We start from the raw sequence: 21,957 nt of genomic DNA on the forward strand, positions 1-21,957 counted from the left end.
GTGTTGATGCTTGTACTGTTCAAACAAGCAGCGGCCGGTGACGCCCTGCATCAGTATTTGTCTTGAATGGGTCGGGGGACTCGTGGCACCCAGGTTCGACTTATATGCGTAGCCCGACGGCGGTCGCCCGACTGCAAGGGCTTCCGAAAAGCTTCTGGGTTGTTTTTGCGGGACAGTTCGTCAACCGCATCGGCAATATGGTCGTCCCGTTTCTGGTGCTGTATCTGGGCCAGCAGGGAATGTCCGCGGGCGACGCGGGCCTCGTCCTGGGCGCCGTAGGTGTCGGCGGTCTGCTGTCCCAGCCGCTGGGCGGTGTGTGCACCGACCGCTGGGGACCGCGTCTCACACTGGTCGCGGGGCTGTGGGCCAGTTCCGCCGCGGTGGCTCTGCTCGGCGCCGCGCGCGGTCTGCCGGCGATCCTCGCCGCCGCGGTCCTGGTGGGCGTCGTGCTCGACGTCTACCGGCCGGCCGCCGCAGCGGTCGTCGCGTCGGCGGTGTCTGCGGCCGACCGGCCCCGGGCGTACAGCCTGATCTACTGGGCCGTCAACCTCGGTGTGGCGCTGGGTGGTCTGCTCGCCGGCGTTCTCACCAGCCACGGCTACTGGACCCTGTTCCTCGTGCAGTCCCTGGCCACGGCCGCCTTCGGCGTGGTGACCGCGGTACTGCTGCCCGTGGACCGTCCGGCGCCGCGGCCACCGCGGTCCGGCGCCGCGGCCCCCGGCATCAGGATCACCCGCGACCGGCTGCTGCTCGCGCTGACCGGGCTGAATCTGCTCAACGGCCTGGTGTCCGCGCAGATCACCGTCGGCCTGCCGCTGGCCATCAAGGACGACGGCCTCGGCACCGGTCTGTACGGTTCGGTCTTCCTGGTCAGCGGAATCATCATCGGCGTCACCCAGCCGATGCTGTCCGCCTGGCTGGAACGCTACGACCGGCTGGTGGTCCTCAGCGTGTCCTGGCTGGTCTTCGGCCTGGGCATCGCCGCCACGGCCCTCGCGGACTCCGTGACGGTGTACATCGTCACCGTGTGCGTCTGGACCCTGGGCGAGATCGGCGCGGCGAGCTTCGTCGGATCGCTGGTCGCCGATCTGGCCCCGGACCACGCACAGGGCCGCTACCAGGCCACGTTCGGATGGTCGTACTCGGCCGCCCAGTTCATCGGACCTCCCGCGGGCGCGTATCTGTACGCCGCGCTGGGGGCCGGCGCCCTGTGGTGGTCGTGCGCGGCACTCGGCGTCGTCGGGCTGGTCGGCGGACTCGCCCTGATCTCCCCGCTGCGCCGCCGTCTGACGGCCGTACCTGAACCCCTCACGCTCCAGAAGGTTGACTGATCATCGATGCATACCTCAGCACTCGACCCCGAGTTGACGGCAGCACGTGACCTCGATCCGGCAACCCCCGCGATCCCCCTGCTGGAACTGTTCCGGCGCATGACCCTGACCAGACGGCTGGACGAGCGCATTCCCGCCCTCGTGGAGGCGGGCCTGATCAAGGGGCCCATGCATCTGGGCATCGGCCAGGAAGCGGTGGGCATCGGCGCCACGTCGGTGCTGGAGCGGGGCGACATCACGACCGGCACGCACCGCCCGCACGCGCTCTACGTCGGCTGCCGGCTGCCGCTCGGTGCGACCCTCGCCGAGATGATGGGACGCGCCGGCGGCCAGGGCAAGGGGCGCGGCGGGCACATGCTCGTGGGCGACCGGGAGCACGGACTCCTCGGGCCGTCGGGCATCGTCGGCCACTCCCTGCTGCTCTCGGTCGGCCACGGCATGGCCCACAAACGGGCGCGCGAAGGGCGGGTCACGCTGTGCGTCACCGGCGACGGCGCGGTCAACTCCGGTGCCTTCAACGAAACCCTGAACATGCTGGCGCTGTGGCAGCTGCCGGTGGTCGTCCTGGTGGAGAACAACGGCTACGGCCTCAGCGTCCGCCTCGACCGCCATGTCCACGAGACCGAGCTGCACCGCCGCGGCCTCGCCTACGGCGTGCCGGCCACCCGGGTCGACGGCAGTGACGTGGAGGCCGTACGCGACGCCGTCGCCGAGGCGTTCGCCCGCGCGCGGACCGGCGGCGGGCCGACGCTGGTGGAGGCGGTGACGTTCCGGGACTGTGTGTTCTCCGGCGCCGACCGGGGCGGCTACCGGGACGGCGACGAGTGGGAGGGGTACGTGGATCCCCTGACGCTCACCGAGGCGCGGCTGCGTGCGGCCGGCACCTCCCGGGAAACCCTCGACCGTCTGACCCGCGAGGTCGACGAGGAGCTCGACGAGGCCGTCGCCTTCGCCACCGCCAGCCCATGGCCGGATCCGGCCGAACTCCTTGTGTATGCCGCCCGATGGGACGGAGGGGAAGCCCGATGACCGACATGACGTACAGCCAGGCCCTGAATTCCGCCCTGCGGCAGGAAATGCGCAGGGACGACCGGGTGGTGGTGCTCGGCCAGGACGTCGGTGTCTACGGCGGTGTCTTCTCCGTGACCCAGGGGCTCCTGGACGAGTTCGGTCCCGAACGCGTCCTGGACACCCCCATATCGGAGAACGGCATGGTGGGAGCCGCGGTGGGCATGGCCATGAGCGGCCTGCGCCCGGTCGTGGAGATGATGTACACCGACTTCATGACGCTCGCCCTGGACAGCATCGCCAACGGGGCGGCCGTCTTCCCCTTCGCCTACGGCGACCAGGTCCAGGTGCCGATCGTCATCCGCACCCAGGGCGGGGCGGGCGCCAACGGCGGCCCCCAGCACTCCAAGTCGCTGGAGGCGTGGACCGCGCACCTGCCGGGCATCCACACCGTGCTGCCCAGCACCGCCGCCGACGCCAAGGGCTTGCTGACCTCCGCGTTACGCAGTGACGACCCCGTGGCCCTCGTCGAGCACAAGCTGCTCTACAAGACCACGGGACCGGTTCCCGAGGGTGATCACCTCGTCCCGCTGGGCACGGCGCAAGTGGTGCGGCCGGGCACGGACGTCAGCATCCTGGCGCTGTCCCGGATGGTCGGTGAGGCCCTGATCGCCGCCGAACACCTAGCCGCCGCGGGCATCGACGCCGAGGTCGTGGACATCCGCTCGCTGCGCCCGCTCGACGTCGCCACCCTGGCCGCGTCGGCGCGCAGGACGGGCCGCGTCGTCGTCGCGACCGAGGCATGGGTGCGTTACGGGCCCTCCGCGGAGATCGCCGCCGCCGTGACCGAGGCCGCCTTCGCCGAACTGCGGGCGCCCGTCGTCAGGTTGGGCTCGCTCGGGGTGCCGTATCCCGCCAGCCCGGCTCTGGAACCCACTGTCGTACCGGATGCCGCCGGCATCCAGCAGTCCGTCGAGACACTCGTGAAGGAGTAGGGATGTCCCAGACGCGTTTCGAGGACAAGGTGGTCCTGATCACCGGCGGCGGCACCGGTATCGGCCGGTCGATCGCCCTCGCCTTCGCCCGGCAGGGAGCCACGGTGGTGGTGTCGGGGCGGCGCGTCGAGGAGCTGAAGGCGACGGTCGCCGCGATCGAGGCGGAGGGCGGCACCGCCGACGCCTGCCCGGCGGACGTCACCGACGACACCCAGGTCGGTGAGCTGGTCGGCACCGTCGTGGCCCGGTACGGCGCCCTGCACATCGCCTGCAACAACGCCGGAGTTCCCGGCTCCGGCCGCAAACTGCACGAGTTCGGCACCGACGACTGGAGCCGTGTCGTGGACACCAACCTCCAGGGTGTCTGGTTGTCGATGCGGCATCAGGTTCCGGCCATGCTGGAGCAGGGATCCGGCAGCATCGTCAACGTCGCCTCCATCGCCGGAGTCGTCGGCTACCTCAACGCGGCTCCCTACACCGCGGCCAAGCACGGAGTCGTCGGCCTGACCAGGAACGCGGCCATCGACTACGGTCCGGCGGGCATCCGGGTCAACGCGGTCTGCCCGGGGCCGGTGCTGACGCCGATGCTGGAGCAGGCGCGCCGCGACCGGGGCCCGTCGGCCGACGAGTTCTATCTGCGCAACATTCCGCTGGGACGGCTCGCACAGCCCGAGGAGGTCGCCTCCGCGGTGCTGTGGCTGGCGTCCGACGACGCCTCGTACATCACGGGGCAGGCGCTGGCCGTCGACGGAGGGTGGACCGCGCAATGAGCGCGGGCGCGCGCACGCACCCGCTCGACCTGCACCTCGACGTGGATCTGCGGTACCGGCGTGGCCGCAGCGACCAGCTCGTCGCGGCGCTGCGGCGGGCGATCGAGACGGGCAGGCTGCTGCCGGGCACCCGGCTGCCCTCCACGCGTGCCGTCGCGTCCGACCTCGGGGTGGCCCGCGGGACCGTCGTCAGCGCCTACCACCACCTCATCGCCGAGGGGTATCTCGAGACCGCGCGCGGCTCCGGGACCCGGGTCGCACGGTCACCGAACGTCGCGGCCCGGGAGCCGGGCCCGGGCCCGGGCGCCGGGGCGCGCAGCCAGTGGCAGTACAACCTCCGGCCCGGTATGCCGGATGTGACGCTGTTCCCGCGCGCCGCCTGGGTCAAGTCCACGCGGCAGGTGCTGAACACCGTCCCCGCCGAGGCGCTGGACTACGGGGATCCGCGGGGCCGCCCGGAGCTGCGCTGGGCGCTCGCCGACTATCTGGGGCGCAGCCGGGGGGTGGTGGCCCATCCCGACCGGATCGTCATCTGCCATGGCTTCACCCAGGCGTTGGGGCTGATCGCGACCGTCCTCGCGGAACAGGGGGTGGGCACGGTGTCCGTCGAGGACCCGTCCTACCCGCACTTCCGGGAGATCCTCCGCCTGGCCGGGCTCACCCCCCACGCCGTCCCGGTGGACGACGAGGGGTTGCTGCCCGCGGACCTGCGGGGCAGGGCCGCCGTCGTCACCCCGATCCACCAGTACCCGCTGGGCGTCACCCTGACCGCACAGCGGCGCAGGGCCCTGGTCTCCTGGGCGGAGACGGCCGACGCGGTGATCGTGGAGGACGACTACGACGGTGAGTTCCAGTACGGCAGGAACCGGGTGGGCGCGCTCCAGGCCCTGGCCCCGCACCGTGTGATCTACGCCGGCACCACGAGCAAGACCCTGGCCCCGGGGCTCCGGCTGGCCTGGCTGGTCGTCCCCCCGGACTGGGTCGAGCGGATCACCAACGCCAAACGGATCGCCGACCAGCACTCCGCGGCCCTGACCCAGATGATCGTGGCGGACCTGCTGGCGACCGGCGCCTACGACCGGCACATACGACAGTGCCGGGACCACTACCGCATGCGCCGGGACGAACTCAGCGGCGCCCTGGCCGCCCATGTGCCCGCGGCGCGGCTGGTGGGCGAGAGCGCCGGCCTGCACGCGCTGATCCGCTGGTCGCCGGACGGCCCGGAGGAACGCGAAGTGCTGCGAGCCGCACGCTCCCAGTCCCTGGCGCTCGCCGGGCTCGGCGGCTACTGGGGCACGCCGGGCCCGCATCCGCCCGGACTGGTCGTCGGCTATGCCACCCCGCCGCGGCACGCCTACGCCGGAGCGCTGGACGCCCTGATCCGCGTGCTCGGACGGTGCTTCGCGGGCTGATCCGCCGGCGAGTGGACCACGGCGTCCAGGTCCTCGATCACCCGCCCGTTCTCCAGCAGCACGCTCTGCCGCGACCCGCCGTCGTCCTTGCCGTGCACGGCGACGGCCCGGCAGTAGTGGGTGATGATCTCGACCTGGCCGGGCGCGGCGAGACAGACGCGGGCGAACTGCTCGCGCAGCGTCCGCTCGGCCCCGCCCTCGTCGACGACATGGACGTGGACGCGCTCGGCCGCGGCGGTCCGACGTGCCTGGGCGCACAGCCGTTCCAGTACCGCGAGGGTGTGTGTGCCGACGCCGACCAGGCAGATCGACAGAGGCGTTCGGGGTGCCGGCATCTCTTCCTCCAGCGGCGCGGGGCAGCGGCTCTTCGAGCACGGTAGGCGCGCCGCCGGTCCCTCGATGGGCCACTTCCGGTGAGCCTCACCGGTCCACTCGGTCACCGGGTGCTTGAACATCCCCGGCTTCCCGCGCGTACGACGGGGCGCGGGCCGCAACCTCAAATGTTGCTCTGAAGGTGCCCGCCCAGGGGTTCGGGCGGAGCCCGTGGGGCCATACCCCCCACACGTCCGGCGCGCCCGGAGGGGGACCGGACCGCGGGTACGGAAGAGCGAGGAGGGGACGATGCAGCGACTGGGCACGGGGATCGGGTGGCGTCCGGAGATCGCGGACGCCGTGGAGCGCATGCCGGGCATCGACTGGGTCGAGACGGTCGCCGAGAACGTCTGCCCGGGACATCTTCCCGAGTCCCTGGTACGGCTGCGGGAGCGCGGGGTGAGCGTGATCCCGCACGGCGTCTCACTCGGTCTGGGCGGTGCGGAGCGGCCCGACGCCGGACGGCTGGCCGCGCTCGCCGAGCGGGTTGAGGCGCTGGGGTCGCCGCTGGTCACCGAGCACATCGCGTTCGTACGGGCGGGCGGCGCGCTGACCGCGTCCCCGCGGCTGGAGGCGGGCCATCTGCTGCCGGTCCCCCGCACCCGGGACGCCCTGGACGTGCTGTGCGAGAACGTCCGTATCGCGCAGGACGCGCTGCCGGTGCCGCTCGCCGTGGAGAACATCGCGGCGCTGATCTCGTGGCCGGGCGAGGAGATGACCGAGGGGCAGTTCCTGTACGAGCTGGCCGACCGGACGGGCGTACGGCTGCTCATCGATGTCGCCAACCTGCACACCAACCACGTCAACCGCGGCGAGGACCCGGCCGAGGCGCTCGCCGAGCTGCCGCTGGAGGCCATCGCGTACGTCCATGTCGCGGGCGGCTTCGAACGGGACGGCGTCTGGCACGACAGTCACGCCCACCCCGTCCCGCAGCCGGTCCTCGACATCCTGGCCGACCTCGCGTCCCGGGTGTCCCCGCCCGGGGTGCTGCTGGAGAGGGACGAGAACTTTCCCGACCCGGGGGAACTGGAGCGGGAGTTGGAGGCGATCCGGGGGGCGCTGGAGAAGGGAGCGGCCGACCGGGTGGCGGCCGCGCGGGGGGCGGCCGTCGAGGGGGCCTCGAAGGGCGGGCTGCCGGAGCGGGGCACGTCACGGGGCGAGGAACTCGGCCCCGCCCGTCAGCGTCTCGCCCTCGCGCAGGCCGCGCTGTTGTCCGCGCTGGTCGCCGGGACACCGGTGCCGGAGGGGTTCGACCGGGTGCGGGTGGGGGTGCAGGCGCGGGCGCTGGCCGGTAAGCGGGCGGACGTCGTGGCGAAGGTCGCGCCCGAGCTGCCGGTGATCCTCGGAGACGGCTACCGGCGGGCTTTCCTCGCCTACACGCACGGGCACCCGATGACCGACGGCTATCGGCGCGACGCGCTGGACTTCGCGGGGCATCTGCTGACCGAGGGCCGGCTGGAGGACATGCGGGTGCGCTCGGAGCTGCGGGAGTGGTGGCTGGAGCGGTCGGGGCCGAAGCCGCGGTCCCGGCGGCCGGGAGTGCGGCTGGCCCGGGCCACGCGCCGGGTGCTGCTGCGTCGGTGAGCGCACCCGGTGTTACGCCGCCCGTCGGCAACGCGGCCGGACTCTTTCCTGTTCGCCCGTATCCACCCCGTTTGTAACCGTTCGCTCCTGTACGGCAGTTGGCACAGCCCCGGGGGGACCCCGAAGTAATATGCCAACCCGACCCTTGAAGCGCACTGACGTGCGGTGCCGCAACAGGAGGCACCATGCGACCGCGACCCCCGATCAACGGCCGAGGCATCTTCAGCGGCAACGGACTCATCATCACGGGCCTCACGGCGACGCTGCTGGCGATGATCTTCCCGATCTGGTCGTTCGCCGACCGGTCCGGGACCGGTTACGACGTGCTGAACGCCGAGACCGTGTCGACCGGCTACGGGCCGCTGTCCGGTCTCGACCGCGACTTCCTCACCAAGGTCCGGCTGGCCGGCCTGTGGGAACTGCCCGCCGGCCGGCAGGCCCAGCAGAAGGGCACGACTCCGGCCGTACGGACCGCGGGGCAGCACCTCATCGAGGGGCACGCGTTCCTCGACGAGCGGGTGCGCGACGTCGCCGGCAAGCTCAGCCTCGAACTACCCAACGAGCCCACCGGGCAGCAGCAGGAGTGGCTGGCGACCCTGGAGTCGGCGCAGAGCGTGGAGTTCGACCGGCAGTTCGCCAACATCCTGCGGCTGGCGCACGGCAAGGTGTTCTCGGTCGTCGCCCAGGTACGGGCCAGTACCCGCAACTCCCTGGTCCGCGCCCTCGCCGACGACGCCAACACCACCGTGCTGGACCACATCACGGTCCTGGAGGCCACCGGCTATGTCGACTACGACGCCCTGGCCCGGGACATGGTCGCCGACAGCACGCCTCCGCTCACCCCCACGCCCGCCCCGCCCGGCCCGCGGACCGACCCCGCTCCGGCCGTCCCCGTGACCCCGCCGCCGTCACCGACGTACACCCTGCCGCCGGCCGTCACCAGCCCGCGCCCGTCGGACTCCTGAATCCGGAACGTCACGTCCCGGCAACTCTCGGGTCCGGATTGTGAACAAGGCATGGCGGTTCCCGGGGTGTTCGGCATAGAAACACGGCATGTTCTGGGTCCTTCTTCTGCTGCTGGCCTGGGCCGTCGCCGGTACGGCGTGCACACGGCTCTGTCTCGCCGCCGTACACGCCGCCGCCATGGACACCAAGGCCATGAGCGGGACGAGCACGGTCCTGGGACACGATCTGACGCTGTACGAGGCCGCGTTCCTGTCCGGCGGTCCGCGCCGGGTCGCCGATCTGACCCTTGTCTCCATGGCCCGCCAGCGCCGGCTGCTGCTCGCTCGCACCGGCTGGGCGACGGTCGTCGATCCCCGGGGGCGCGACGAGATGGAGCGCTCGGTGATAGGGGCCATCGGGCCGGAGGGCCAGTCCCGGATCGCGCCCGTGCGGGACGCCACGGCTGCCGCCGACGCGGTGGGCAGCCTCCGCGACCGGCTGGTCAGCGCGGGCCTCGCGGTGCCCGACGAGGCGCGCAGCGGTGTCGCGACGGCGATCCGGCAGGTACGGCTCGCCGCGCTGGCAGTGTTGGCGCTGGGGGCGGTCGCCCTGCTGGCGCCCGCGCAGTCGGACATGCCGGCGCATCTGGTCGCCCTGTGGTTCGCGCTCCCCTTCGTGCTCACCCTGAGCTGCCTCGCCATCGCCCGCATGGAGATCCACCCCTACGCCCGGTGGGCCTCCCCGGCCGGGCAGCGGCTGCTCAGTTCCCTGGTCCGGCACTCCGGCGGCGGCGAGGGCGACCGCCGGTATCTGACGTCCGTCGCCGTGCGGGGCGTGCGCGCGGTCGCCGAGCCGGACCTGCGCGCTGCCTTCGCGCACCGCGGACCGCACCAGGAGCTCTCCCACGGGCATGACTGACGGTCCCGGCTCCGATGACGCATAGGGGGCATTGACGCCGACACCGGCAGGCGGTGCTTGCCTTCATCAACAGACGAACCAAATATCCCTTTTGTTGCTGCCGTGCACTGAAGGGATACGCGATGAGAGCTGCCGCCCTCTACCCGGTCGCCGGGGCCATGCTCCTGACCACCCTCTCCGCCGTCCCTGCCGGCAGCGCCGCGGCCGCCCCCGGCGCGGGCGAGCGGCAGGGCGCGGCGGTGGCCGCGAAGCGCGCCGCGACGACCGGCCTCACCTTCGGCGCCTGCCCCAAGAAGCTGGAGCTGCCGGGGAACGTGCAGTGCGGCACGGTGTCCGTCCCGCTCGACTACGCGCAACCCGAGGGCAAGCAGATCCGGCTCACCGTCAGCCGGGTGCGGGCCACCCACAAGGACCCGCACAACAGCAAGCGCCGGGTGCCCCGGCAGGGCGCGCTGGTCTACAACCCGGGCGGACCGGGCGCCTCCGGTCTGCACTTCCCGCTGATCGGCCTGCTGCCGGCGTGGAAGCGGCTCGCGGGGGCGTACGACCTCGTCGGCTACGCCCCGCGCGGGGTGGGGCCGTCCGCGCCGCTGTCCTGCGAGAACCCCAAGAACCTCGCCAACGGGCCGTCCCAGGCGCCGACGTACCCCTCGGAGGCGTACAAGAAGGAGCGCATCGCCCGGGCGAAGGCGTACGCGCGTGGCTGCGCCGAGCGCACCGGCAGCGCGCTGCGGCACTACAACTCCCTGAACAACGCCCGCGACCTCGACGTCCTGCGGGCCGCGCTCGGCGAAGAGCGGCTGACGTTCATGGGGGCGTCGTACGGCACCTACTTCGGCGCGCTGTACGCCACCCTCTTCCCCTCGCATGTGCGGCGGATGGTGTTCGACTCGGCGGTGAACCCGGCCCCGGAGCAGATCTGGTACCGCAACAACCTCGCCCAGTCCGCCGCGTTCGAGGGCCGCTGGGCGGACTTCCGGGAGTGGGTCGCGGAGCACCACGCGGTGTACGGGCTCGGTGCCACGGCCGAGGAGGTGCTGCGCAGCTACGACAGGGCGCGGGCACGGCTGGCCGTGAAGCCGGCCGGCGGGAAGGTCGGGCCGGGGCAGTTGCAGGAGGCGTTCTTGCAGGCCGGCTACTACGACGACTACTGGCCCGCGCGGGCGCAGGCGCTGTCGGCGTATCTGAAGGGCGACCCGAAGCCGCTGGTCGCGCTGGCCGCGCCGGTGACGGAGGCGGCGGCCGAGGACGAGAACTCCCGCGCGGTGTACACGGCCGTGGAGTGCAACGACGCGCCCTGGCCGACGGACTGGGCGGTGTGGGACCGGGACAACACCCGGCTCGCGCGCGTGGCGCCGTTCGAGACCTGGGACAACGTGTGGATGAACCTGCCGTGCGCCTACTGGCAGGCCCCCCGGCAGCGGGCCCTCGATGTGCGGACGGGTCCGGGTGAGGCACCGCCGATCCTGATCCTGGCCGCCGAGCGGGACGCCGCCACTCCGTACGACGGGGCGCTGGAGATGCAGCGGCGGCTGTCGGGCTCGGTCCTGGTGACCGAACGCAACGCCGGGACGCACGGCATCGCGTACGGCCCGAACGCCTGCGTCAACGGCCATATCGACGCGTATCTGCTGGAGGGCCGCCTGCCGGACCGCCGCGCGGCGTGCGCGGGGCACCCCGAGCCGAAGCCTGAGCAGCCGAGCGCCCGCGGGGCGAAGCGGAAGCTGGGCGAGGCGCCCGCGACGAAGCCGGGTGGCCGTCCCCAGCACACGGCGACGGCCCGGCTCCCGCACTGACCGGCCGACCCGACGGACGGCGACGCGTGCCCCCGGGATGTCCCCGGGGGCACGCGTCATGTGCGCTCGGTCAGGCGAGCCCGGCCACCAGCTCGGCCACGGACTTGCGGCGGCCCGTGTAGAACGGGACCTCCTCGCGGACGTGCATCCGGGCCTCCGAGGCGCGCAGATGGCGCATCAGGTCGACGATGCGGTAGAGCTCGTCGGCCTCGAAGGCGAGGATCCACTCGTAGTCGCCCAGCGAGAAGGAGGCGACGGTGTTGGCGCGGACGTCGGGGTAGCCGCGGGCCATCTTGCCGTGGTCGGCGAGCATGCGGCGACGGTCCTCGTCGGGCAGGAGGTACCAGTCGTAGGAGCGCACGAAGGGGTAGACGCTGACGTAGTCGCGGGGCGTCTCGTCGGCGAGGAACGCCGGGATGTGCGAGCGGTTGAACTCGGCGGGGCGGTGCAGCGCCATGTTCGACCAGACCGGCTCCAGGGCGCGGCCCAGCCGGGTGCGGCGGAAGAGGTTGTACGCCTCCTGGAGCTGGTCGCTGGTCTCGGCGTGCCACCAGATCATGACGTCGGCGTCGGCACGCAGCCCGGACACGTCGTACGTGCCGCGGATCGTCACGTCCTTCGCGGCGAGCTGGTCGAACAGCTCCTGGACCTCGTCGGCGTAGCCCGCGCGGTCCTCGGGGAGCACGTCCTTCAGCTTGAAGACGGACCAGAGGGTGTAGCGGATGACCTCGTTGAGGTCCTTGGCCAGCTTGCCCTTGTTCGGGATCCTGCCGGGCTCGGTGGTGGAGGCGTCGTCACTCATGTCCCTTATTCTCCCGCTCCGCCGTGCAGACTCTGCACCGGGTGGGCGGTGAGCTCCTCCACACCCCGGCTGTCACCGGCCAGCTGGTCGACGGCCGCGTAGGCGCTCGCGATGCACGCCGGGATGCCGACCCCGTCGTACTGCGCCCCGCACACGGCGAGGCCGGGGAGCTTGCCGACGTGCTCGCGGACGCGGGCCACGCGCGCGTGGTGGCCGACCGGGTACTGGGGCAGACCGCCGGTCCAGCGGGTCACGCGGGTCTCCAGGGGCGTGGCGTCGAGGCCGGTCGCCGCCGCCAGGTCGCGGCGGGAGACCTCGACGAGATGGTCGTCGTCGCGCTGGAGGATCTCCGTCTCGCCGTAGCGGCCGACGGAGGTGCGCAGGACGACGACATCCGGGTTCTCGTCGGCGATCCAGCCCCACTTCCGGGAGGAGAACGTGGACGCCTTGATGGTGCGCCCGTCGACCGGCGGCACCAGGAAGCCGCTGCCCTCGGGCAGGTCGGTGTCCGAGCGGCGGTAGGCGAGGGTGACCAGGGCCATGGAGGCGTACTCGATGCCGTCCAGCTCTGCGGCGGCTGCGGGGGCCTCGGCGCGCAGCAGGCGCGCGGCGGCCGGGGCGGGCACGGCGACCACGACCGCGTCGGCGTGCAGCACCCGGTCACCGGTGGTCACACGCCAGCCGCCCGACGCCTCGCGCCGCAGCTCGGTCACCGGCGCGCTCGTGCTGATCTCGCCGCCCCGCGCGCGCACCGCCTGCGCGACAGCGAGCGGCAGTTGTCCCACTCCCCCGGCGATTCCCATGAACACCGGCCCGGTCTGCGGGCCGTCGGCGGCCCGGGCCTGGATCTCGCGGACCGCCTCGGTGATCGAGTCATGTCTCTGCGCGGCCTGGTAGAGCTGCGGCACGGCGGAGCGCATCGAGATGCGGTACGCGTCACCGGCGTAGACCCCGCCCAGCAGCGGCTCGACCAGGCGGTCGACGACCTCGCGGCCGAGGCGCTCCGCCACGTACGCGCCGACCGCCACGTCCTCCCCGACCTCGGTGCGGGGCAGGTCGGCGTCCCGCTCGATGCGGGCGAGGCCCTCGTCGGAGAGGACGCCGGCCAGGGCGGAGGCGGTGCCGGGAACGCCCATGACGTGGCCCCTCGGCATGGGGCGCAGGGCGCCGCGGGTCCAGATCGAGGCCGATGCGGTGGCGGGCGGCTGGAGCCGGCCGGCGAGGCCCACCTCGCGGGCGAGGGCGACGGCCTCGGGGCGGCGGGCCAGCATCGACTCGGCGCCGAGGTCGACGCGGGCGCCCGCGATCTCGCCGGGCAGCAGCTTGCCGCCGACCCGGTCCGACGCCTCCAGGACGGTCACTCGCCGGCCGGCGTCCAGCAGGCGGTGGGCCGCGGCGAGCCCGGCGATCCCCCCGCCGATGACGACGGCCCGGCCGGCACCCGTACGAGTCTGAACTTCGCGCATGCCCACAGCCTCTCAGACCCCACTGACAGTCCGTCCGCGCCCCGGTGTCCGCCACGAGTCCTGACCGTGACCGCATCGGGACCGTTCTTGGCCAACGTCCCGGCCCCTCCCGGCGTCGAAGTGACATCAGTCGTCACGACGAACCTCGGGGGTGGACCCATATGCGCACACGGCGCACCGCACGATCCGTACGACCGGTCCGGACGCTGGCCGGTGGTCTCCTGCTGGCCACCGCCCTGGCGCTCACCGGATGCAGCGCCTCGGGCGACTCCGGGGCGGGCGACAGCAAGGCCGCGGCGCCGGAGGCCGCGCAGGCGGACTCCCAGGCGGACGCGCAGGCGGATTCGCGGGCGGACGCGCAGGCGGATTCGCGGGCAGGCGCGAAGGAGGGCGCCCCGGGCAGCGGCTACGGTGGCGCCGAGGCCACCGCGCCGCCCAAGGTCACGGCGAGCCACATCATCCGCACCGCCTCGCTGACCGTGCGCGTCAAGGACGTGCCCAAGGCCCTCGACGAGGCCCGCGCCACCACCGAGAACGCGGGCGGCTACATCGGCAGCGAGACCACCACCCGGGACGAGGCGGGGCGCGAGCACACGCGCGTGGTCCTGCGGGTGCCCGTCGACCGGTACGCCGACGTCCTCGCGGACCTGGAGGGCGCGGGCAAGCTGATCGAGCGCGACGCCAAGGCGCAGGACGTCACCGACCAGGTGGTCGACGTGGAGAGCCGTATCAAGTCGCAGCGCGCCAGCGTCGCCCGGATCCGCGAGCTGATGGACCGAGCGACCAAACTCAGCGACGTGGTGACGCTGGAGGGCGAGCTGAGCAGCCGGCAGGCCGACCTGGAGGCGCTGCTCGCCCAGCAGGCGTCCCTGAAGGACCGCACGAGCCTGGCCACCATCACCGTGTCGCTGTCCCGGACACCGGCGAAGGACGCGGCGAAGGACGACGACCCCGGCTTCGTGGACGCGCTGGCGGGCGGCTGGGACGCGTTCATGACGATGCTGCGCTGGCTCGCGGTGGCGATCGGCGCCGTGCTGCCGTTCGCCGCGGTGGCGGCGCTGATCGTGCTGGTGTGGCTGAAGGCCGTACGGCCCAGGCTGCCCCGCCGCCCCGAGCCGGCGCCTGCCGCGACGGCGTTGGGCCCGCTGCCGTCGGCCCGTCCGGCCCCGCGGCCCGAGCACGCGCACGAGCACGGCGAGCAGGACTGAAATTCGGGCCTGAAATGCGGTGTTCTCGTAGCGTGTTCGTATGAACATGAGCGCTTCGCGGGGTACGAGGGAACGACTGGTCGTGATCGGCGGCGACGCCGAGGGCATGTCCGCGGCGTCGCAGGCCCGCCGCCTCAAGGGGTCCGGCGAGCTGGAGATCGTGGCGTTCGAACGCGGGCACTTCACGTCCTTCTCCGCCTGTGGCATCCCGTACTGGGTGGGCGGGGACGTGCGGGAGCGCGACCAGCTGATCGCCCGTACGCCCGAGGAGCACCGGGCCCGCGACATCGACCTGCGGATGCGGACGGAGGTCATGGAGATCGACGTGGCGGGCGGGCGGGTACGCGCGCGTGACGTCGACTCCGGGGCCGAGTCCTGGACGTCGTACGACAAGCTCGTGATCGCGACCGGCGCGCGGCCGATCCGGCCCGGCATGCCGGGCGTCGACTCTCCCGGGGTGCACGGGGTGCAGACCCTCGACGACGGCCAGGCTCTCATCGACACGCTGGCACGCGCGCGTGGCCGTCGCGCCGTGGTGGTCGGCGCCGGCTACATCGGCGTGGAGATGGCCGAGGCGCTGATCAACCGCGGCTACGAGGTGACGGTCGTCAACCGCGGCAGCGAGCCCATGTCCACGCTCGACCCGGACATGGGCCGCCTGGTGCACGCCGCCATGGAGGGCATGGGCATCACGATGGTCGACGACGCCGAGGTCACCAAGATCCTCACGGGCGACGACGGCCGGGTGCGGGCGGTGGCGACGGAGGACGCCGAGTACCCCGCCGACGTGGTCGTCCTCGGCATCGGTGTCCACCCGGAGACGACCCTCGCCCGCGCGGCCGGCCTCCCCCTCGGCCGTCACGACGGTCTGCTCACCGACCTCTCGATGCGGGTGCGCGGCCACGAGAACATCTGGGCGGGCGGCGACTGCGTGGAGGTCCTCGACCTGGTCTCCGGCCAGGAACGCCACATCGCCCTCGGCACTCACGCCAACAAGCACGGCCAGGTCATCGGCACGAACGTCGGCGGCGGCTACGCCACGTTCCCCGGTGTGGTCGGCACGGCGGTCAGCAAGGTCTGCGACCTGGAGATCGCCCGCACGGGCCTGCGCGAGAAGGACGCGCGCAGGGCGGGACTGAAGTACGTCACGGCCACGATCGAGTCGACGAGCCGCGCCGGTTACTACCCCGACTCCTCCCCCATGACCGTCAAGATGCTCGCCGAACTCCGCACGGGCCGCCTCCTGGGCGTGCAGATCGTGGGCAGGGAGGGCGCGGGCAAACGCGTCGACATCGCGGCCGTGGCCCTGACGGCCGGGATGACGGTGGAACAGATGGTGTCCCTGGACCTGGGATACGCGCCTCCGTTCTCGCCCGTCTGGGACCCGGTACTGGTGGCCGCGAGGAAGGCGGTGAAGGCGGTGGCCGCCGGCGCCTCGTGACGGGGCCGTGCCGGGCCATGCCCGCAGGGGTGCGGGAACTGCGCGACCGGCCGCACACCGCCCGCGGTCGCCTGCCCACCCGCACCCCTGTGACTGCTACGCGCTGCCGTTGATCCTCTCGATGGCCTGCCGAGCCTGCTCGGCCGGCGGCCGGGACGGCAGCGAGGACACCGAAGCGCTGGCCGGCATCGCGGCGGCGGCCGGCTGCTCTCCCGCGGGCTTGGCATGCGCCGCGGCCGGCCGGGCCGACCGCAGCCGATGGCTGACGGCCTCGTCCAGGGTCACCGGTCGCTGCATCTGCGCCGCGAGACGCCCCGCGTCCTGGCCCAGCCGGGCCACGTCCTCCCAGGGCAGCCGCAGCACCACCGCGATCTCGGCCTCGCCGTCGGGCATCGCGTGAATCGGAGGAGTAACTCGGTCCTTCATCGCCTGTTCCTCACGTAGACCCCGCGACCCGCCTTCCCCGTGGCCGCGGACGGTTGCAGGGTCATACGCACGCGGCGTCGGCCACGTTCACCGATTCACGGGGCCTGTCCCGGGCACATAACTGTCGTGGTCATTCCCGTCCATGACGTGAATCCGGCACGCCGCACACCCCTGGTGACCTATGCGCTGATCGCCGCGAACATCCTCGTCTTCCTGTCCACGCCCGGCACGGCCGGCTCCGTGGCCGGTGAGAACGCCTTGGCCCAGCTGTGCCAGTTGCACGCGTTCCTGGACCACTACGCCGTGGTGCCACGGGAGTTGATCCACCATCAGCTGCCGGGAGCGGTCCCCACGGGCGAGGTGGCCGTCGGCGCGCAGGGCCCCGGCTGTGTGATCGGCCCGCCGGGCTACGACAAGTCCCCGGTGCTGTCCGTCTTCACCGCGATGTTCCTGCACGGCGGCTGGCTGCACCTGCTCGGCAACATGCTGTTCCTGCTGATCTTCGGCAACAACATCGAGGACCGCATGGGCCATGTGCGGTACTTGCTCTTCTACGTCGTCTGCGGCTACGCGGCGTCCTACGGCTTCGCACTTCTCAACGCCGGTTCCACCGAACCCCTGATCGGCGCCTCCGGGGCCATCGCAGGTGTGCTGGGCGCGTATCTCGTGCTCTATCCGAAGGTCAGGGTGTGGGTCCTGGTGCCGTTCCTGGTCTTCCTGCCGCTGCGGCTGCCGGCCTGGCTGGTCCTCGGTTTCTGGTTCGTGCTCCAGGCGGTGTACTCCGACGGCGAAGGTGTCTCCGACGCGGGCACCGTGGCGTACGCGGCGCACATCGTGGGCTTCCTCGCGGGCATGCTGCTCGCCTGGCCGCTCAAGCCGGGGACGCCGCCACCCCCGGAGCCGCGCGGTCTGCTGTTCGGCAGAAGGGCGCGGCCCCATACGTGGTGAGCGGCGGAGTGAGTGCCGTGCCGAGCGGGCGTGGGTGCGGCTACCGGGCCGTCCGCGTGTGGACGTACTCGACGAGCCGGGTCAGCGTGTCGGGGTCGGTGGACGGCATGACGCCGTGGCCGAGGTTGAAGACGTGCCCCTCCAGGTCCGCCGCCGCGTCCAGCACCTCGCGGGTCTTGGCCTCGATCGCCTCGGGGTTGCTGAACAGCACGGTGGGGTCGAGGTTGCCCTGGAGCGCCTTGCCGGGGCCGACGCGGCGGGCGGCCTCGTCCAGCGGGACACGCCAGTCGACACCGACGACGTCCGCGCCGGCCTCGCCCATGAGCTTCAGCAGCTCGCCGGTGCCCACGCCGAAGTGGATGCGCGGGACGCCGTACCCGGCGACGGCGTCGAAGACCTTCGCCGAGGCGGGCATCACCGAGCGGCGGTAGTCGGCGGGGGCCAGGGAGCCGACCCAGGAGTCGAAGAGCTGGACGGCGGAGGCGCCGGCCTCGATCTGCACCTTCAGGAAGGCGGCCGTGATCTCCGCGAGCCGGTCGAGCAGGTCGGCCCACAGCTCGGGGTCGCCGTACATCATCGCCTTGGCGTTCTCGTAGGTGCGCGACGGACCGCCCTCGACGAGGTAGCTCGCGAGGGTGAAAGGCGCGCCGGCGAAACCGATGAGCGGGGTGCTGCCGAGCTCACGGGTGAGCAGGCCGATGGCCTCGGTGACGTAGGAGACGTCGTCGGGGGTGAGATCGCGCAGCCGGGCCAGGTCGGCGCGGGTGCGGACGGGCTGCTCGACGACCGGGCCGACGCCGGGCTTGATGTCGAGGTCGATGCCGATGGCCTTGAGCGGGACGACGATGTCGCTGAAGAAGATCGCCGCGTCCACGTCGTGCCGGCGCACGGGCTGGAGGGTGATCTCGGTGACCAGCTCGGGCCGCATGCAGGACTCGAGCATCGCGATGCCCTCGCGGACCTTGCGGTACTCCGGCAGGGAGCGCCCGGCCTGCCGCATGAACCACACCGGCGTGTGCGGCACGGGTTCGCGCCTGCACGCCTTGAGGAAGGCGGAGTCGTAGGTGGCGGTCGGCGGCGTCGGCTGCGTGTCGTTGGCACTCACGCCGGCAAGTCTCGCACGGCGCCGCCCGACCGAGGTCCGGGGGCGGCGGGGCCGATGGCGGCCACGCCGACACCGGGAACGGGGTGTCTAGCCCGGCACGAAGCCCCGGTTCCCCTTAATCTTCCCGCATGGCTGCGGCTCAGGGACGACTGTCGGACGGCACGGGCGGGATGGATGACGCGAAGGGGAGCGGGGAGGCGGACCGGCATTCGGGCAGTACGGCCCCGCCGGCGTTCCGTGCCGCGGTGGACGCTCTGCGCAGCAGCCGGTTGCGGCCGCAGATCGAGGTCGAGCAGACCAAGGCACCTCAGCGGCTCGCCCCGTACGCGTACGCGCTCGAGGCCACGGTCGTCGACGGCGACCAGGACCTGGCCGACGGCCGGCTGGTGCTGCTGCACGACCCGGCCGGGCACGACGCCTGGCACGGCGCGTTCCGGCTGGTGACCCTGGTGCGCGCGGAGCTGGAGCCGGAGATGGCCGCCGATCCGCTGCTGCCCGACGTGTGCTGGTCCTGGCTGACCGGTGCGCTCCAGGCGCGCGGCCTGTCGTACGGCGAACCGAGCGGCACCGTCACACGGGCGAGCTCCCACTACTTCGGCGGTCTGTCCGAGCGTCCGGCGGCGTCGCAGATCGAGATCCGCGCCTCCTGGACCCCGCGGGAGGGGCGGGGCGGTGTGCCGGACACCTCGGCGCACCTGGCGTCCTGGTGCGATCTGCTCGCCCAGGTCGCCGGCCTGCCCCCGGCGGGCCCGGGCGACGCGTCGGTGGTGACGCTGCCGCAGCGCCGCGACCCGCAGTCCCGCTGACCCCGGCCGTTCACTCGTGGGCGGCCCGACACCACTGACTTGACCGTCACTTTGTCGATACGGCCACTTTCGGTCAGGAACGGTTCATGATCGAACCGATTTGACTCACCGAACGATCGACCACGTGTCTGAATTGCCCCAATTGTTACTCACTAAATCGTGATCTTTCCCTAAAGGGCCAGAGGTTTGGTGCCGAAGACGACTGTGACCTTGAAAGCCGTCCCCGCACCCCAGGAGGCCCGGTGTCCGTTCTCCTCGAGCAGCCCGCAAGCCTGGTCGCCTACCGCCCGAACAAGCCGACCGCCATGGTGGTCGTGGCCGATCCCCGCGTCCGCTCCACCGTCACCCGGCATCTCTGGGCGCTCGGTGTGCGCGATGTCATCGAGGCCTCGTCCATCGCGGAGGCTCGTCCTCGCATCGGCAACCCCCGCGACATCTGCGTCGCCGACGTCCACCTGCCCGACGGCTCCGGCCTGACCCTCCTGTCGGAGACCCGCGCCGCGGGCTGGCCCAACGGGCTCGCCCTGTCCGCGGCCGATGACATCGGCGCCGTGCGCAACGCCCTCGCCGGCGGAGTGAAGGGCTACGTCGTCACCGGCACCCGCACCAACGTCGGGCTCCCCACCCGGCCCGGCGCGGCCCCCATCGGCGCCGCCGCCGCCCGTATGCACCGTCGCCACCCGGGTGCTCCGAGCCACCCGGGCGGCTACCGCGAGCTCTCCGGTCGTGAGGTCGAGGTGCTGCGGCTGGTGGCGGAGGGCCAGTCGAACAAGGCGATCGGCGTCTCGATGGGCCTGTCCGCCCTGACCGTCAAGAGCCACCTCGCCCGGATCGCCCGCAAGCTCGGCACCGGTGACCGCGCCGGCATGGTCGCCGTGGCCCTGCGGACCGGCATCATCCACTGACCGCCCACCGATCCCCGCCGCGCTCGACCGACTCCCCACCGCCCTCGACCGATCCCCCACCGCCCTCCACGACGCTTCCCCGCACTCCCTTCCCCACTTGATCATTCACTGACGTGAACGGGGACCGGCCGCTGCCCCCTCGCCCCCGGCCCCACCCGTCGTGAACCGGACCTTTCACTTGGCTGACTGGTTTACGACCCTCAGGCGCCCGCCGACGGAACGTTCCGTCGGCGGGCGCTGTCCATACACAGATACCCTTGACAGGTGACCGACGCCCAAGAGACCGCAGCAGACAGTTCACTGCGAACCACCGGAGGCGCCCCTCCGGACGACGGCGGATCTTCTGTTACGAAGGCGCCGATCCCTTTGCTGGAGCCCCGCGAGGGCATTCCGCCCGTGATCGCCGACAGTTCCGCGCTCGCGGACGTGATCGCCGCTTTCGGTGCCGGCTCCGGCCCCGTCGCCGTCGACGCCGAACGCGCCTCCGGCTACCGCTACGGCCAGCGCGCCTATCTGGTGCAGCTGCGCCGCGCCGGCGCGGGGACCGCGTTGATCGATCCCGTGGCCTGCCCCGATCTCTCCGCTCTCGGGGCGGCGCTCTCGGGCGTGGAGTGGGTCCTGCACGCGGCCACCCAGGACCTGCCCTGTCTGCGTGAGATAGGCATGGTGCCGACCCGGCTGTTCGACACCGAGCTGGCAGGACGGCTCGCCGGGTTCCCCAGAGTCGGCCTCGGCGCGATGGTCGAGAACGTACTCGGGTTCGTCCTGGAGAAGGGGCACTCCGCCGTCGACTGGTCGACCCGGCCGCTGCCCGAGCCATGGCTGCGGTATGCCTCGCTGGACGTCGAGCTGCTCGTGGACCTGCGCGACGCGCTGGAGAAGGAGCTGGACCGGCAGGGGAAGCTGGAGTGGGCGCTCCAGGAGTTCGACGCGATCGCGTCCGCGCCGCCCGCCGAGCCGCGCAAGGATCCCTGGCGCCGGACGTCCGGCATGCACAAGGTCCGCCGGCGCCGGCAGCTCGCCGTCGTGCGGGAGCTGTGGCAGACGCGGGACCGTATCGCTCAGAAGCGGGATGTGTCGCCGGGGAAGGTCCTCTCCGACGCGGCCATCGTGGAGGCTTCGCTCGCCCTGCCGGCGAACGTCCACGCCCTGGCCGCGCTGAACGGCTTCGGCCATCGGACGGGGCGGCGGCAGCTGGAGCAGTGGCAGGCCGCCGTGGACCGTGCGAAGGCGCTGACCGACTCGCAGTTGCCGGCGCCGGGTCAGCCGGTGACCGGGCCTCCGCCGCCGAGGGCCTGGGCCGACAAGGATCCGGTCGCCGCGGCACGGCTCGTCGCGGCGCGGGCCGCGGTCTCGGCGCTGGCCGAACAGCTCAACATGCCGCAGGAGAACCTGATCAGTCCGGACACGGTGCGGCGGGTCTGCTGGGAGCCGCCGAAGGCTGCGGACGCGGACTCGGTCGCGGAGGCGCTGACCGGCTACGGCGCCCGGCCCTGGCAGGTCGAGCTGGTCACGCCGGTGCTGGTGGCCGCGCTGTCCGCCTAGCCGCCGTCCGCCTGGTCACCGCGTCCGCCTGGTCACCGCGTCCGCCTGGTCACCGTCCGCCCGGTCGCCGTAGGGACTCCTTCCCGTACGGCGACCGCGGCATTTGTGGGCGCCCTCTTCCGTCGCTGGTCGACGTCGAGATCACGCCAAGATCCTCCGCGGGTCCGCAGAGAG

General features: G+C 72.4%; 20 protein-coding genes. 15 read left to right on the forward strand and 5 right to left on the reverse strand.

Annotated features, from left to right (window positions below; genetic code table 11):
• Positions 1-104 precede the first annotated feature (104 nt).
• The 5 genes from ACHBTE_RS03165 to ACHBTE_RS03185 are packed head-to-tail and all read left to right on the forward strand — an operon-like array spanning position 105 to position 5,516.
• Positions 105-1,331: an MDR family MFS transporter gene (locus ACHBTE_RS03165; RefSeq protein WP_394721750.1), complete on the forward strand. Its 1,227-nt coding sequence runs from the start codon at positions 105-107 to the stop codon at positions 1,329-1,331.
• 6 nt (positions 1,332-1,337) lie between these two features.
• Complete coding sequence (locus tag ACHBTE_RS03170; protein WP_394721751.1) at positions 1,338-2,360, forward strand: thiamine pyrophosphate-dependent dehydrogenase E1 component subunit alpha; 1,023 nt, start codon at positions 1,338-1,340, stop codon at positions 2,358-2,360.
• Positions 2,357-3,334 (forward strand): alpha-ketoacid dehydrogenase subunit beta, encoded by a 978-nt coding sequence (locus tag ACHBTE_RS03175; RefSeq protein WP_394721753.1) that lies wholly within the window; start codon positions 2,357-2,359, stop codon positions 3,332-3,334. Before ACHBTE_RS03170 ends, ACHBTE_RS03175 begins: the two co-directional genes overlap by 4 nt.
• A gap of 2 nt (positions 3,335-3,336) precedes the next feature.
• Positions 3,337-4,104 (forward strand): SDR family NAD(P)-dependent oxidoreductase, encoded by a 768-nt coding sequence (locus ACHBTE_RS03180; RefSeq protein ID WP_394721754.1) that lies wholly within the window; start codon positions 3,337-3,339, stop codon positions 4,102-4,104.
• Positions 4,101-5,516: a PLP-dependent aminotransferase family protein gene (locus ACHBTE_RS03185; RefSeq protein WP_394721756.1), complete on the forward strand. Its 1,416-nt coding sequence runs from the start codon at positions 4,101-4,103 to the stop codon at positions 5,514-5,516. The genes ACHBTE_RS03180 and ACHBTE_RS03185 overlap by 4 nt, the downstream gene beginning before the upstream one ends.
• Here the strand turns inward: ACHBTE_RS03185 and ACHBTE_RS03190 are convergent.
• Positions 5,459-5,851, reverse strand: coding sequence for a hypothetical protein (locus ACHBTE_RS03190; protein WP_394721757.1), 393 nt, complete (start codon positions 5,849-5,851; stop codon positions 5,459-5,461). The genes ACHBTE_RS03185 and ACHBTE_RS03190 overlap by 58 nt on opposite strands.
• Positions 5,852-6,137: 286 nt before the next feature.
• Here ACHBTE_RS03190 and ACHBTE_RS03195 point away from each other — a divergent pair, with 286 nt between their 5' ends.
• The 4 genes from ACHBTE_RS03195 (at position 6,138) to ACHBTE_RS03210 (ending at position 11,131) form a co-directional block, all read left to right on the forward strand.
• Positions 6,138-7,472, forward strand: a complete 1,335-nt coding sequence (locus ACHBTE_RS03195) for a DUF692 domain-containing protein (RefSeq protein WP_394721758.1) — start codon at positions 6,138-6,140, stop codon at positions 7,470-7,472.
• A 185-nt stretch (positions 7,473-7,657) separates the two neighbouring features.
• Positions 7,658-8,437: a DUF4142 domain-containing protein gene (locus ACHBTE_RS03200; RefSeq protein WP_394721759.1), complete on the forward strand. Its 780-nt coding sequence runs from the start codon at positions 7,658-7,660 to the stop codon at positions 8,435-8,437.
• A gap of 88 nt (positions 8,438-8,525) precedes the next feature.
• Positions 8,526-9,335, forward strand: a complete 810-nt coding sequence (locus ACHBTE_RS03205; protein WP_394721760.1) for a TIGR04222 domain-containing membrane protein — start codon at positions 8,526-8,528, stop codon at positions 9,333-9,335.
• 122 nt (positions 9,336-9,457) lie between these two features.
• Positions 9,458-11,131, forward strand: a complete 1,674-nt coding sequence (locus ACHBTE_RS03210) for an alpha/beta hydrolase (protein WP_394721761.1) — start codon at positions 9,458-9,460, stop codon at positions 11,129-11,131.
• A 70-nt stretch (positions 11,132-11,201) separates the two neighbouring features.
• Here ACHBTE_RS03210 and hemQ read toward each other — a convergent pair whose 3' ends face one another.
• Both hemQ and hemG read right to left on the reverse strand, forming a co-directional pair.
• On the reverse strand, positions 11,202-11,933 hold the full coding sequence (hemQ, locus tag ACHBTE_RS03215; protein ID WP_394721763.1) for a hydrogen peroxide-dependent heme synthase: 732 nt from the start codon (positions 11,931-11,933) through the stop codon (positions 11,202-11,204).
• 5 nt (positions 11,934-11,938) lie between these two features.
• Positions 11,939-13,399, reverse strand: a complete 1,461-nt coding sequence (gene hemG, locus ACHBTE_RS03220; RefSeq protein WP_394721764.1) for a protoporphyrinogen oxidase — start codon at positions 13,397-13,399, stop codon at positions 11,939-11,941.
• A gap of 161 nt (positions 13,400-13,560) precedes the next feature.
• On the opposite strand from hemG, the gene ACHBTE_RS03225 reads away from it, so the two are divergent.
• Positions 13,561-14,607, forward strand: a complete 1,047-nt coding sequence (locus tag ACHBTE_RS03225; RefSeq protein ID WP_394721765.1) for a DUF4349 domain-containing protein — start codon at positions 13,561-13,563, stop codon at positions 14,605-14,607.
• A gap of 40 nt (positions 14,608-14,647) precedes the next feature.
• Positions 14,648-16,048, forward strand: coding sequence for an FAD-dependent oxidoreductase (locus ACHBTE_RS03230; RefSeq protein WP_394721766.1), 1,401 nt, complete (start codon positions 14,648-14,650; stop codon positions 16,046-16,048).
• Positions 16,049-16,144: 96 nt separating this feature from the next.
• Here ACHBTE_RS03230 and ACHBTE_RS03235 read toward each other — a convergent pair whose 3' ends face one another.
• Positions 16,145-16,474: a hypothetical protein gene (locus tag ACHBTE_RS03235; RefSeq protein WP_394721767.1), complete on the reverse strand. Its 330-nt coding sequence runs from the start codon at positions 16,472-16,474 to the stop codon at positions 16,145-16,147.
• Between the two features lie 126 nt (positions 16,475-16,600).
• On the opposite strand from ACHBTE_RS03235, the gene ACHBTE_RS03240 reads away from it, so the two are divergent.
• Positions 16,601-17,422: a rhomboid family intramembrane serine protease gene (locus tag ACHBTE_RS03240; protein WP_394721768.1), complete on the forward strand. Its 822-nt coding sequence runs from the start codon at positions 16,601-16,603 to the stop codon at positions 17,420-17,422.
• Between the two features lie 40 nt (positions 17,423-17,462).
• Here the strand turns inward: ACHBTE_RS03240 and hemE are convergent, their stop codons facing one another.
• Positions 17,463-18,527 carry a uroporphyrinogen decarboxylase gene (gene hemE, locus ACHBTE_RS03245; protein WP_394721769.1) on the reverse strand — a complete coding sequence of 355 codons (1,065 nt, stop codon included), beginning with the start codon at positions 18,525-18,527 and terminating at the stop codon, positions 17,463-17,465.
• A gap of 128 nt (positions 18,528-18,655) precedes the next feature.
• Here hemE and ACHBTE_RS03250 point away from each other — a divergent pair, with 128 nt between their 5' ends.
• From ACHBTE_RS03250 to ACHBTE_RS03260, 3 genes are all read left to right on the forward strand, one after another.
• Positions 18,656-19,333: a DUF3000 domain-containing protein gene (locus tag ACHBTE_RS03250; protein WP_394721770.1), complete on the forward strand. Its 678-nt coding sequence runs from the start codon at positions 18,656-18,658 to the stop codon at positions 19,331-19,333.
• Positions 19,334-19,575: 242 nt separating this feature from the next.
• Positions 19,576-20,238: a response regulator transcription factor gene (locus ACHBTE_RS03255; RefSeq protein WP_003997051.1), complete on the forward strand. Its 663-nt coding sequence runs from the start codon at positions 19,576-19,578 to the stop codon at positions 20,236-20,238.
• 264 nt (positions 20,239-20,502) lie between these two features.
• Positions 20,503-21,783: a ribonuclease D gene (locus tag ACHBTE_RS03260; RefSeq protein ID WP_394721771.1), complete on the forward strand. Its 1,281-nt coding sequence runs from the start codon at positions 20,503-20,505 to the stop codon at positions 21,781-21,783.
• The last annotated feature ends 174 nt before the right edge of the window (positions 21,784-21,957 follow it).

The organism is Streptomyces sp. M41, assembly GCF_043673425.1.
In the GTDB taxonomy this organism is placed as follows: Bacteria; Actinomycetota; Actinomycetes; order Streptomycetales; family Streptomycetaceae; genus Streptomyces.